Here is a 12,497-nt window from a genome sequence, read left to right on the forward strand (position 1 = left end):
ACCTGCCGCCTCGTACCTTCACAGGCAAGTCCTACTGCTTCTTCGCGTCCTTGACGACGATCAGGCCACCCGGAATGACCCAGGCGCCCTTGACGCTGGCGCGCGTCGCAAACAGGTCCTGCTTCGTATAGAGAAGCACATGCGGAGCCTGCTCGTTCACCTGCTTCTGGGCATCGACATAGATCGCGTTGCGGGCCTTCTCGTCGAGCGTTGAAGCGGCCTTGTCGATCAACTCGTCGAGCTTTGCGTCCGAGAAGAAGCCGAGATTGGCGCCGGCTGGAGACGCGCTCTTCGTATAGTAGAGCGGACGGAACTGCAGGTCGGCGCCGTTGACGCCGGACGACCAGGAGGCGATGGACGAACCGATATTGTCCTTCTCCTTGCCGGCCGGGTCCTGGAAGGCCGCCTTCGACCAGACGCCGCCTTCCATCTTGCGCACTTCCAGCTTGACGCCGGCCTTGGCCCACATCGCCTGCAGCAGTTCGCCGATGCGCGATTCCTGCTCCTGCACGATGGTCGACATGGAGAACCCATCCGGATAACCGGCTTCCTTCAGAAGCTGCTTCGCCTTCTCGACATTGTACGGATAGGGATTGAGCGACTTGTCGTAGCCGGGGGTGACCGGTGCGAGCGGCGAGTTGGCCGGCGTCGCATAACCGTTCATGAACGCCTTGACGATGCCGTCGCGGTCGGTCGCGTAGTTCAGCGCCTGACGGACGCGCACGTCGTCGAGCGGCTTCAGCTTGGTATTGAGCGAGACCCAGAACACGGCAGAACCGTCGGTGGTCGAAAGCTTCATCTCCGGGTTCGCCTTGACCTGTGTCGCAAAGGCGGCCGGGAACGGGTTGATGACGTCGGCGTCACCGGTCTGCAGCGCCATGTTCATCACCGAAGGCTCGGCGGTCCAGGTCCATTTGATCTGGTCCTCGCCCTTCGGCGCGCCGCCCCACCATTCGGTGTTCTTGGCCTGGATCACGTATTCGCCGGACTTGTATTCCTGCAGCTTGTAGGGGCCGGTGCCGACGGCCTTCGAGCCGATCGTGCCGGCCGCATCCGCCGTCGGGCTGACCATCAGGCAGGGACCGGTCGAAAGGAGCGCGATGAAAGCCGGATACTGGGTTTTCAGCTTGAACTGCACGGTCATCGGATCGACGGCGGTGACACCTTCGAGGAAGGTGCGCAGACGCCCGCTGGCGGCAAGGCCGCGCTTGGTGTCGAGGTGACGGGTGAAATTCTTGACCACCGCGTCGGCATCGAAGGCCGTGCCGTCATGGAACTTGACGCCCGGACGCAGCTTGAAGGTCCAGACGAGGCCGGAGGCATCCGCCGACCATTCGGTGGCGAGCGCGGGCTTCAGGGACAGGTCCGGATCGCGCTTGACGAGGCCTTCATACATCGGGTCGAGCAGGGCGGCGGTATAGGTCGCGGTCTGATCGCCCGGGTCCATCGAACGCGGGGCCTCGGTCTGCATCACGTTGAGTGTCGCGGCATTGGCGGCGATCGGCAACACGAGGCTGCCCGCGACCGCGCAGGCCAGCGCAAAATGACGACTTTTCAGGAACATGGTCATGATTGTTCACCCTTGGTTTTGTTGACATGAGGGCGGACATTGCCGCCTTAGATCATTTTTATAATTTATTGGCGTTGATTTGTTCATTTCCTGAACTTAGTGTCAAGCCACATTCACAAACAGAAAACGACTGCCTTGAACGCCTTGCTCACCTCATCCCAGCGCCAGCTCGTGCGCGTCATCAGCACGTCCGGCCCGCTCAGCCGGACCGAGATGGCGAACATGCTTGGCCTGAGCAAAGGCGCCATGAGCGGCATCGCCCGCGAACTGATCGACCTCGGCGTGCTGCACGAGACCGAGACCGTCTACGGCCAGGGGCGACCGTCCGTGCGGCTCGACCTGCACCCGGAATGCGCCTTCTTCGTCGGTATCTCGCTGCTCGAGGACCCGGCCCCGATGATCCTCAGCGACTTGAACGGCAAGATCATCGCCCGCCAGTCGATGCCGCTGTCGCGCGATCCGCAGGTGATCGCCCAAGCGATCACCGAAGGGCTGCCGGGCCTTTTGGAAGCCCATCCGGATGCCAGGAAAAAGCTTTCCGGCATTGGCGTGGCGCTCTCCGGTTTCGTCGACGAATCCCAGGCCAATTGCGTGCAGTCCACTCTGCTCGGCTGGCAGGACGTGCCGCTCGCCAGGATCATCCGCGAGCGCTCCGGCATCGAGACCTTCATCGAGAACGACGCCAAGGCCGTCGCGGTCAGCGAAAAGCTGTTCGGCAGCGCCCGCGAAATCCAGAATTTCAGCGTCGTCTCTCTGGGGGACGGCATCGGCTGCGCCCATTTCATCGACGGCAAGCTTTATCGCGGCAATCACGGCGGCGCCGGCGAAATCGCCCATTGCACCATCGAGCCCGGCGGCTCCCCCTGCCGCTGCGGCAAGCGCGGCTGTCTCGACACCGTCTCGTCGATGAAGGCGATCAAGGAAGTTTCGCGCGCCGAAGGGCTGGAATGCACGTCGCTCTCCGACATCGAACGCGAGGCCTCGACCGGCAATGCGGCCGCGATCCGCATCCTGCACCGGGCCGGCTCCGCGCTCGGCCTTGCCATCGCCAACCTGATCCAGATGAACGACCCCGGCATGATCCTGATCACCCATGTCGAAGGTTCTTTCGACGGCCTGTTCGGCACGGTGGTTAACCAGGCGGTCGAAACCAACGTGCTGCCGCGTTATGCCGGCCAGACGCCGATCCGCATCAAGCGCGTCGATGGCGATGTCTGGGCGCGGGGTGCCGCCAGCATCGCCGCCCATAATTTCCTGATCGGCCCCAACTCCAACTGAGGTTTTTTCCCCGAATGTCCAGGTCCTTGCGCATCGCTGTCGGCGGCATCCATATCGAATGCAGCACCTACAATCCGGTCCTCAACGAGGAGAAGGATTTTCGCGTCGTGCGCGGCGAGGAACTGACGGCAGCGCCCTATTTCGCCTTCCTCAAGGACTACGACGCCGAATTCCTGCCGACGATCCATTGCCGCGCGATTGCCGGCGGCCCGGTCTCCCGCTCCACCTACGAGCGTTTCAAGGCCGAGTTCCTCGACCGCCTGAAACCGCTTCTGCCGCTCGACGGCCTCTATCTGGCCATGCACGGCGCCATGTATGTGCAGGGCATGGAAGATGCGGAGGGCGACTGGATCACCGCCGCCCGCGACCTGGTCGGCCCCGATTGCACTGTCTCGGCCAGCTACGACCTGCACGGCAATGTCAGCCAGCGGATCATCGATGCGCTCGACATGTATTCCACCTACCGCACCGCGCCGCATATCGACGTCGAGGAAACCATGCGCCGCTCGGTAAAAATGCTGGTCGAGAGCCTGAAGACCGGCGTCAAACCGGTGCTGCTCTGGGCGCCGATCCCGGTCGTGCTGCCCGGCGAACGCACTTCGACGGTCGATGAGCCGGCCAAGAGCCTCTACGAGATGATGCCGGAAATCGACGCGATCGACGGCGTCTGGGATGCCTCGCTGATGGTCGGTTACGTCTGGGCCGACGAGCCGCGCGGCACCGCCGCCGCGATCATGACCGGCACCGACCGCGCCGTCCTCGAACGGCAAGCCAAGCGCGTCGCAAAAGCCTATTGGGACGCGCGCGAAAAATTCGTGTTCGGATGCGAGACGGGCTCGATTCCGGAATGCGTCGACAGGGCGATCGCCTCGAAGACCGCACCGGTCGTGCTCGCCGAATCCGGCGACAACCCGACAGGCGGCGGCGTCGGCGACCGCGCCGAGGTGCTGGCCGACCTGATCGCCAAGAAGGCGACCGGCGTCGTCTTCGCCGGCATCGCCGACAAGGCGGCGACCGAGGCCTGCTATGCGGCCGGTATCGGCGCCGAACTCGATCTTTCGATCGGCGCCTCGCTCGACACGATCGGCAGCAAGCCGGTCAAGGCGAGGGTCAAGGTCCAGTTCCTCCACGAGACGACCGACCTCGCCGACCGCCAGGCGGTGGTCGCCATCGGCGGCATTGAACTGGTCCTCTCGGCCAAGCGCCGCCCCTACCACTACATCGCCGACTTCACCCGCCTCGGTCTCGACCCGAACGGCGCAAAGATCATCGTCGTGAAGTCCGGCTATCTCTCCCCGGAACTGGCGCCGATCGCCAATCCCAACCTGATGGCCCTGTCGCCGGGCGTTGTCGACCAGTTCGTCGAGCGCCTGGAGCGGCATCGTAAGGTCAGGCCGACCTACCCGTTCGACAAGGATTTCACGTTCGAGCCGCAGGTGTTCGTTTCGGCACGGTCGGCGGGGCAGTGATTTCATAGGTCTGCCCGACCGGCAACGTGCGGAGTTCGCGGTCGTTCAAGCAGCCACCACACGTTCCTCATCCCTGTGCTTGTCACAGGGATCCAGTGCACCCAAGTCCTTGGGTGCGAAAGACTCCTCTCACGGCGCAGACGCGCCGTGGCTGGATTCCTGTGACAAGCACAGGAATGAGGGTGGTAAAACCGAGAACTCGGCAGCGAAGCGCCCCCCGGAAAGCGCCTCACTCACTCATATTGCTCCGACAAGCATCCCGCCCAAAACGGGGACGTTTTCGACACCCCCGAAAAATTCTCCGCCGCCGTTCAGCCACTTAGCCGCTTTCGCTTCCCCCTTCATCCCCGCATCTCGCAACCACCCGCATAATCTCCCCGTCATCGGATGGGAAACCGGGTTCGCGAGCCGGCCGCATCATCCGGCTCGCAAGGTCCGGTTTCCGGTGACGGTCGAGGAAGCGGTTTAAGGGGCCTGACAATCCCCGGAAACGCGAAAATCGGCCGGGGCAGGCGGAAAGCCTGAATACCCGATACCCCGAAATACCCCGCCTGCCCCATTCCCGCAGAACGGAACCGCCGGATTTTCATCCGCGCGGCCAAAAGTGCTGTCTGCAAAAGAGGTCGCGACGAGGACCTGCCGCCTATTCCCCGGCCGTCGCGAACACCGCGCTCGCATCGCTGACGATCGCCACATGCGCATAGGCCGCCTGCCCCGCCGCGACCGTATCGGCGCGGATGATCGCGGTGACGATCTGGTCATGCTCCTCGTAGGATTTCGCAAGCCGCCCCGGCAGGCGGAATTGCGCCCGGCGGAAGGGTGCGAGCCGCGCCCGTGTCTGGGTCACCATCTCGAACACATGGTCGTTATGGGCGCCGCGATAAAGCCTTGTGTGGAATTCGGTATTGTGGGCGGCGTATTCCTCTTCCGCGCCGGAATGCACCAGCCGCATCGAGCCGCGATGTTCGAGCTCCAGCGCCCGCCGCTCGTCCACCGTCATGCGCTCCGCCGACAGCCGCGCGCAGATACCTTCGAGCTCGGCCATCGCCTCGAACATCGAATGAAGATAGGTCCCGCTGACATTGGTGACGACGGCGCTGCGGTTCGGCTCGCGACCGACGAGCCCCATGGCCCCGAGCTCGCGCAACGCTTCGCGCACCGGCGTGCGGGAAACCTCGAAACGTGAGGCGAGCGAGATCTCGTCGAGCTTCTCTCCCGGCAATATGGCGCCGGTGACGATCATGTCGGCAATCGCCCGCACCATCTGCTCGACGGTGGTTCCGGTACGGATGACTTCTCTGCGCCTGGCCTGCTTCACGGGACGATTCTTAACTCTCACAACCTGCATACAGATGCCGTTCCGGACTCCATAAGTCAAATGACCCGTGCAAGATATTGGTAATTTTACATTTTCGAAGCTTGAAAACCGGCACCGGCAATTGCCGTATTGCCCCGTCCGCTGGATTGCTGAACAAATAATGCCTCCTGATTATTTCTTAAGCGGAAACGCGATGAATCTGTATGCACTTTTCGCGGCGTAGTTTTTGACGGTTAAAATTATACCGCAATAACAACGCGTTAATTTCTGGCACGCGCATTGCATTCACTTTACCGTACCCGTTCGAAACCGGCCCAGCGCCGCAAGGAGCATTCCGATGACCAAACTCCTTTCCATGAACCGCCGCAATTTTCTCCAGGCTTCCGCTGCCGGCTTGGCTGCTGGCGTCGCCCCAGGCCTGATCGGCTCGCCGGCCGCTGCCCAGACCGCCCTCACCGTCGGCTTCATCTATGTCGGCCCCAAGGACGACTATGGCTACAACCAGGCGCATGCCGAGGGTGCCGCCGTCATCAAGAAGATGCCGGGCATCACGCTGGTCGAGGAGGAAAACGTCCCGGAAACCGTCGACGTCCAGAAGACGATGGAATCGATGATCAACCTCGATGGCGCCACGCTGCTGTTCCCGACATCCTTCGGATATTTCGACCCCCATATGCTGGCGATGGCCGCGAAATACCCGAAGATCCAGTTCCGCCATTGCGGCGGCCTCTGGCAGGAGGGCAAGAACCCGATGAATACCGGCTCCTATTTCGGCTATATCGGCCAGGGCCAGTATCTGAACGGCATCGCCGCGGCTTACGCGACAAAGAGCAAGAAGATCGGCTTCGTCGCCGCCAAGCCCATCCCGCAGGTGGTCCAGAACATCAATTCCTTCCTGCTCGGCGCCCGCTCGGTCGATCCGTCGATTACCTGCCAGGTGATCTTCACCGGCGAGTGGTCGCTCGCCGTCAAGGAGGCCGAAGCCACCAACGCGCTGGTCGACCAGGGCGCCGACGTCATCACCTGCCATGTGGACAGCCCGAAGGTCGTGGTCGAGACGGCTGCCGGCCGCGGCGCCTTCGTCTGCGGTTACCATGCCAACCAGAGCGCGCTCGCCAAGGACAAGTACCTGACCGGCGCCGAATGGGCCTGGGGCAATGTCTACACCAACTTCATCAAGGCGGCCCAAAGCGGCGGCAAGCTCGGCAATTTCGTCCGCGGCGGCCTGAAGGACGGCTTCGTCAAGATGAGCCCGCTCGGACCGGCCGTTTCCGCCGAGGGCCGCAAGAAGTTCGAGGCGACGCTTGCCGAGATCATGTCCGGCAAGTTCTCGGTCTTCAAGGGCCCGATCAAGGACAACAAGGGCAACGTCGTCGTCACCGCCGGCACCGCCTTCGCGGAGGATGCGATCGAGCTTGAAAGCATGGGCTATCTGGTCGAAGGCGTGGTCGGCTCGACCTCCTAAGGCCCAACGTTCCCAAACCCTACCTCAAGGGAGAAGCGCCATGACGGTCGAAGCGAACGATCCGGGACTATCCATCACGGCGGGGGGCAGTGCGTCCTTCCGCCTCCTCCTCGAATGGCTGGCGCGACGGGCGGAGCCCGTCGCGATCGGGCTCGTGGCGATCCTAATCGGCCTGGCGCTTTTTTCCCTCTTCATCCTGGCGGTCGGCAAGTCGCCGATCACCCTTTTCCAGCTCATGTACACGGGCGGTTTCGGAAGCTGGTTCTCGATCCAGAACAGCCTTTCCCGCGCCGCGCCGCTCTTGCTGACGGCGCTCTGCGTGGCGCTGCCGGCAAGGCTCGGCCTCGTCATCATCGGTGCCGAGGGCGCGGTCGTGCTCGGCGGCGTCGCGGCGGCGGCAAGCGCCATGCCCTTCGTCGGCATCGTCCCGCCGATCGTGCTGTTCATATTCATGGCGATCGCCGCGATGATCGTCGGCGGCATCTGGATCGGCTTTGCCGGTCTCCTGCGCCACTACCGCGGCGTCAACGAAACGATCTCCTCACTGCTTCTGGCCTATATCGCGATTGCCCTGATGAACCAGTTCGTCGAAGGGCTGCTGCGCGATCCGGCAAGCCTCAACAAGCCGTCCACCAAACCCCTGCCGAAGGATTACATGCTCGGCCAGATCCCCGGCATGGACGTGCATTGGGGCCTCGTCATCGGCGTCGTTGCCTGCATCCTCTCCTGGGTGCTGATCGAGATCACCAGCTTCGGTTTTGCGGCCCGCATCGCCGGCGGCAATGTCCGCGCCGCGCAGATACAGGGATTGCCGGTCGGCAGGCTGATCGTCGGCTTCACCGCGATTGCCGGCGGTTTTGCCGGCCTCGCCGGCATGATCGAGGTCGCCGCGGTGCAGGGCAGCGCCAATGCCTCGCTCGCCGCCGGCTACGGTTACACCGGCATCCTCGTCGCCTTCCTGGCGCGGCACAATCCGCTGGCGATCATCCCGGTCGCCATCCTGCTCGGCGGCATCTCCGCCTCGGGCGGCCTCATCCAGCGGCGGATGGGGCTTCCCGACGCCACCGTTCTGGTGCTGCAGGGCACGCTCTTCATCGTCATCCTGTTCTGCGAGACCTTTTACGGCCGCTTCAAGATCTTCAATCCCGACCTCTGGAAAAGGAGCTGACCGATGGAAGACACAGGTATCGGCCTCTGGGGCGTGCCGCTGGCGATCTTCGCGGGCGCCATCCGCGTCTCGACCCCCTTCATCTTCGTCTCGCTCGGCGAGACGATCACCGAACGTTCGGGCCGCATCAATCTCGGGCTTGAAGGCACGCTGGTCTTCGGCGCCATGACGGCTTACGCGGTCGCGGTGATGACCGGCTCGCCGACACTGGGCGTGCTGGCGGCGATGGCGACCGGCGCCATGTTCGGCACCATCCACGGCTGGATCTGCAAATGGCCGAAGGTCAACGACATCGCCATCGGCATCGCCATGATGCAGTTCGGCCTGGGGCTCGCCTTCTTCCTCGGCAAGTCCTTCATCCAGCCGGTCGCGCCGAAACTGCCCTCCATCCCGCTCGGCGGCTGGTCGGCAACACCCCAGGTTCAGGCGGCGCTCAACATCAACGTGCTGTTCTTCATCGGCGCGGCACTTGCCCTCTTCCTGTGGTGGGCGTTCAGGAACACCCGCATGGGATTGATCCTGCGCGTCGTCGGCGACAGCACCGATGCCGCCCGTGCCATGGGCATCAGCCCGGACCGCGTCCGCCTTCTTGCAACCGCCGTCGGCGGCTCGCTCGCCGCGATCGGCGGCGCCTACCTGTCGCTCTATTATCCGGGCTCCTGGAACGAAGGCATCTCGTCAGGCCAGGGCCTGATGGCGGTGGCGCTGGTCATCTTCGCCCGCTGGAACCCGATCGGCTGTTTTCTCGCCGCCCTCCTCTTCGGCGGCGCCGGCGCGCTCGGCCCCGCCCTGCAATCGGTCGGCGTCACGCAAGGCTATTACCTGTTCTACGCGGCACCTTACGTGCTCACCCTGATCATCCTGATTGCCACCTCCTCGCCCACCCGCGCGCTTGCCGGCGCACCGGGCGCGCTGTCGCTGACCAAGTAAGGGAGACCAGTCATGAACGGATTGGGCGGCCTCAACAAATCGGAGCACGGCGTCGGTATCGGCCTCGTCCAGCTCCAGCTTCCAGTGACCGTCACCCGGGCGGACCTCGCCCGGCAGACACAGGTCATCGTCGATCTCGTCGCCAAGGCCCGGCGCAACCAGCCGGGCATGGATCTCGTGGTCTTTCCCGAATACGCCCTGCACGGGCTTTCGATGGATATCAATCCGGAGATCATGTGCACGCTGGACGGCCCGGAAGTCGCGGCCTTCCGCAAGGCCTGCCGGGACAACGCCATCTGGGGCTGCTTCTCGATCATGGAGCTCAATCCCGGCGGCATGCCCTACAATTCCGGCATCGTCATCGACGATAGCGGCGACCTGAAACTCTATTACCGCAAGATGCACCCCTGGGTACCGGTCGAACCCTGGGAGCCGGGCGATTTCGGCATCCCGGTCATCGACGGGCCGAAGGGCGCCAAGCTGGCGCTGATCATCTGCCATGACGGCATGTTCCCGGAAATGGCCCGCGAATGCGCCTACAAGGGCGCCGAGATCATGATCCGCACCGCCGGTTACACCGCGCCGATCCGCGAAAGCTGGAAATTCACCAACCAGTCGAACGCCTTCTGCAACCTGATGGTGACGGCGAGTGTCTGCATGTGCGGCACCGACGGCACGTTCGATTCCATGGGCGAAGGCATGGTCTGCAATTTCGACGGCACGATCATCGCCCACGGCACGTCCGGCCGCGTCAACGAGATCATCACCGCCGAAGTGCGCCCCGATCTGGTGCGCGAGGCGCGGCTCGGCTGGGGCGTCGAGAACAACATCTACCAGTTCGGCCATCGCGGCTACGTCGCGGTATCCGGCGGCGCGGGTGATGCGCCCTATACCTACATGCACGACCTGATTGCCGGGAAATACAGGCTGCCCTGGGAGGACGCGGTGAAGGTCACCGACGGCACCTCCTGCGGCTTTGACAAACCCGTGCGGTCTTATGGCGAGACTTTCAAGCTGGCTGGCGAATAGGAGAGACAATGATGGACGCGATGGTTGAAACCAAAGGGCATTATATCGACGCCGATCCCTATGCCTGGCCCTATAACGGCGATCTCAGACCCGAAAACACCGCCCTGATCATCATCGACATGCAGACCGATTTCTGCGGCAAGGGCGGGTACGTCGATCATATGGGTTACGACCTGTCGCTGGTGCAGGCGCCGATCGAGCCGATCAAGCGCGTGCTGACCGCCATGCGCGAAAAGGGCTATCACATCATCCACACCCGCGAGGGCCACCGCCCCGACCTCGCCGACCTGCCCGCCAACAAGCGCTGGCGCTCGCAGCGCATCGGCGCCGGCATCGGCGATCCCGGCCCCTGCGGCCGCATCCTGACGAGGGGCGAGCCCGGCTGGGACATCATCGAGGAACTTTATCCGATCGAAGGCGAGGTCATCATCGACAAGCCCGGCAAGGGCTCGTTCTGCGCCACCGATCTCGAGCTGATCCTCAACCAGAAACGGATCGAGAACCTCATCCTGGCCGGCATCACCACCGATGTCTGCGTCTCGACGACGATGCGCGAGGCCAACGACCGCGGCTTCGAATGCCTGATGCTCGAAGACTGCTGCGGCGCCACCGACTATGGCAACCATCTCGCCGCCATCAAGATGGTCAAGATGCAGGGCGGCGTCTTCGGTTCCGTCTCCAACTCCTCGAACCTGGTGAGCCAGCTGCCATGAGCATCGTCCGCGACACTCCGCTCCCCCAAGCCGGCAAGGCCGTCGGCATCGAGACGCTCGGCATGACCATGCGCTTCGGTTCGTTCACCGCGCTCGACAACGTCTCGATCTCGGTGCCGGCCGGCTCGTTCCATGCATTGCTCGGCGAAAACGGCGCCGGCAAGTCGACGCTGGTCAAATGCATCATGGGCTTTTACCACGCGACCTCGGGCTCGCTTTCGGTCGATGGCCGAGAGGTCTCGGTCGCTTCGCCCAAGGATGCCGCCACCTACGGGCTCGGCATGGTCTACCAGCACTTTACGCTGGTTCCCTCGCTGACCGGCGCCGAAAACCTGGTGATCAGCCGCACCTCCGTGCCGTCGGTGATCAACTGGGCGAAGGAACGCAAGGATCTCGCCGCCTTCATGGAGCGCATGCCCTTCCAGATCCCGCTCGAACGGCCGGTCAGCGAGCTCGCGGCCGGCGAGAAGCAGAAGCTGGAAATCGTCAAGCAGCTTTATCTCGGCCGTTCCTTCCTGGTCCTCGACGAACCGACCTCGGTGCTGACGCCGGCCGAAGCCGACGAGATGCTCGGCATCGTGCGCGGCATGACGGAGCGCGGCGAACTGACCGTGCTGATGATCAGCCACAAGTTCCACGAGGTAACGAAATTTGCCGATGCGGTATCGATCCTGCGCCGCGGCAAGCTGGTCGGAACCGGCAAGGTCGGCGAACTTTCGACCGCCGAGATGGCGGCGATGATGATCGGCGACGTCAAGCTCGCGGAACTCGACAGCCGCCTGCCCGTGGCGGAGACGGCGAAATCGGTGCTGAAGGTCGAACAGGTCAAGGCGCCGGACCGCTCCGGCCTGAAGACGATCGAGATCGACAGCCTGACGGTCCGTTCCGGCGAGATCGTCGGCATTGCCGGCATTTCCGGCAACGGCCAGAAGGAACTGACCGAAATCCTCGCCGGCCAGCGCCCGACCGACCGGGGCACGGTGACCGTCAACGGCGAAACCTATGGCGCGACCCGGCCCGAGACGCGCAAAAACAATGTCCGATTCATCCCGGAAGAACCGCTGCAGAACGCCTGCGCGCCAAAAATGACGGTCAGCGAAAATCTCGCCTTCCGCACCTTCGACCTGAAGGGCGACGGCAAGGATGCGATCTGGCTGAACAAGGGCGAGATGAAGAAACGCGCCTCGTCGCTGATCTCGGATTTCAAAGTCAAGACCGCCTCCTCCTCCTCGCCGATTGCCGCGCTTTCCGGCGGCAACGTGCAGCGCGCGGTGCTCGCCCGCGAACTCACCGGCGATGTCGATCTGCTGATCGTCTCCAACCCCTGTTTCGGCCTCGATTTTTCCGCCGTCGCGGAAATCCGCGCCCGCATCATGCGGGCCCGCAATTCAGGGACTGCCGTGCTGCTGCTCTCGGAAGACCTCGACGAGTTGCTGGAAATGTCGGACCGCATCATGGTGATCTCGGAGGGCAAGCTGGTCTATGAAACCCCGATCCGCGCAGCCGATATCGGCGTGATCGGCGCCCACATGGCGGGGCATCACTGATGGCCGAGGG

General features: G+C 63.5%; 10 protein-coding genes. 8 read left to right on the plus strand and 2 right to left on the minus strand.

The window, feature by feature from the left end:
• Positions 1-31: 31 nt before the first annotated feature.
• Positions 32-1,570, minus strand: a complete 1,539-nt coding sequence (locus ACSQ8R_RS10175) for an ABC transporter substrate-binding protein (protein ID WP_436253232.1) — start codon at positions 1,568-1,570, stop codon at positions 32-34.
• A 135-nt stretch (positions 1,571-1,705) separates the two neighbouring features.
• On the opposite strand from ACSQ8R_RS10175, the gene ACSQ8R_RS10180 reads away from it, so the two are divergent.
• Together ACSQ8R_RS10180 and ACSQ8R_RS10185 are read left to right on the plus strand one after the other, a co-directional pair.
• Positions 1,706-2,848 carry an ROK family transcriptional regulator gene (locus tag ACSQ8R_RS10180; RefSeq protein WP_436253233.1) on the plus strand — a complete coding sequence of 381 codons (1,143 nt, stop codon included), beginning with the start codon at positions 1,706-1,708 and terminating at the stop codon, positions 2,846-2,848.
• A gap of 26 nt (positions 2,849-2,874) precedes the next feature.
• Positions 2,875-4,317 (plus strand): M81 family metallopeptidase, encoded by a 1,443-nt coding sequence (locus ACSQ8R_RS10185; RefSeq protein WP_436255434.1) that lies wholly within the window; start codon positions 2,875-2,877, stop codon positions 4,315-4,317.
• 643 nt (positions 4,318-4,960) lie between these two features.
• On the opposite strand, the gene ACSQ8R_RS10190 is transcribed toward ACSQ8R_RS10185, so the two are convergent.
• Positions 4,961-5,635, minus strand: coding sequence for a GntR family transcriptional regulator (locus tag ACSQ8R_RS10190; protein WP_436253234.1), 675 nt, complete (start codon positions 5,633-5,635; stop codon positions 4,961-4,963).
• Positions 5,636-5,972: 337 nt separating this feature from the next.
• On the opposite strand from ACSQ8R_RS10190, the gene ACSQ8R_RS10195 reads away from it, so the two are divergent.
• The 6 genes from ACSQ8R_RS10195 to ACSQ8R_RS10220 are packed head-to-tail and all read left to right on the plus strand — an operon-like array spanning position 5,973 to position 12,487.
• Positions 5,973-7,100, plus strand: a complete 1,128-nt coding sequence (locus tag ACSQ8R_RS10195) for a BMP family ABC transporter substrate-binding protein (protein ID WP_436253235.1) — start codon at positions 5,973-5,975, stop codon at positions 7,098-7,100.
• Between the two features lie 40 nt (positions 7,101-7,140).
• Complete coding sequence (locus ACSQ8R_RS10200) at positions 7,141-8,268, plus strand: ABC transporter permease (RefSeq protein ID WP_436253236.1); 1,128 nt, start codon at positions 7,141-7,143, stop codon at positions 8,266-8,268.
• A gap of 3 nt (positions 8,269-8,271) precedes the next feature.
• On the plus strand, positions 8,272-9,198 hold the full coding sequence (locus ACSQ8R_RS10205) for an ABC transporter permease (RefSeq protein ID WP_436253237.1): 927 nt from the start codon (positions 8,272-8,274) through the stop codon (positions 9,196-9,198).
• A 12-nt stretch (positions 9,199-9,210) separates the two neighbouring features.
• Entirely contained in the window at positions 9,211-10,227 is a 1,017-nt protein-coding gene (locus ACSQ8R_RS10210) for a formamidase (RefSeq protein WP_436253238.1), read from the plus strand.
• A gap of 11 nt (positions 10,228-10,238) precedes the next feature.
• Positions 10,239-10,940: a biuret amidohydrolase gene (gene biuH, locus ACSQ8R_RS10215; RefSeq protein ID WP_436255435.1), complete on the plus strand. Its 702-nt coding sequence runs from the start codon at positions 10,239-10,241 to the stop codon at positions 10,938-10,940.
• Complete coding sequence (locus ACSQ8R_RS10220) at positions 10,937-12,487, plus strand: ABC transporter ATP-binding protein (protein WP_436253239.1); 1,551 nt, start codon at positions 10,937-10,939, stop codon at positions 12,485-12,487. Before biuH ends, ACSQ8R_RS10220 begins: the two co-directional genes overlap by 4 nt.
• Positions 12,488-12,497: the final 10 nt, after the last annotated feature.

It is taken from the genome of Neorhizobium sp. LjRoot104, assembly GCF_964253725.1.
Taxonomy (GTDB): Bacteria; Pseudomonadota; Alphaproteobacteria; order Rhizobiales; family Rhizobiaceae; genus Neorhizobium.

Bases quoted from the DNA above. Each gene is read 5' to 3' on its own strand.
- biuH (WP_436255435.1), top strand. From the start codon at position 10,239: ATGGACGCGATGGTTGAAACCAAAGGGCATTATATCGACGCCGATCCC.
- ACSQ8R_RS10175 (WP_436253232.1), bottom strand. From the start codon at position 1,570: ATGACCATGTTCCTGAAAAGTCGTCATTTTGCGCTGGCCTGCGCGGTC.
- ACSQ8R_RS10205 (WP_436253237.1), top strand. From the start codon at position 8,272: ATGGAAGACACAGGTATCGGCCTCTGGGGCGTGCCGCTGGCGATCTTC.
- ACSQ8R_RS10195 (WP_436253235.1), top strand. From the start codon at position 5,973: ATGACCAAACTCCTTTCCATGAACCGCCGCAATTTTCTCCAGGCTTCC.
- ACSQ8R_RS10200 (WP_436253236.1), top strand. From the start codon at position 7,141: ATGACGGTCGAAGCGAACGATCCGGGACTATCCATCACGGCGGGGGGC.
- ACSQ8R_RS10210 (WP_436253238.1), top strand. From the start codon at position 9,211: ATGAACGGATTGGGCGGCCTCAACAAATCGGAGCACGGCGTCGGTATC.
- ACSQ8R_RS10220 (WP_436253239.1), top strand. From the start codon at position 10,937: ATGAGCATCGTCCGCGACACTCCGCTCCCCCAAGCCGGCAAGGCCGTC.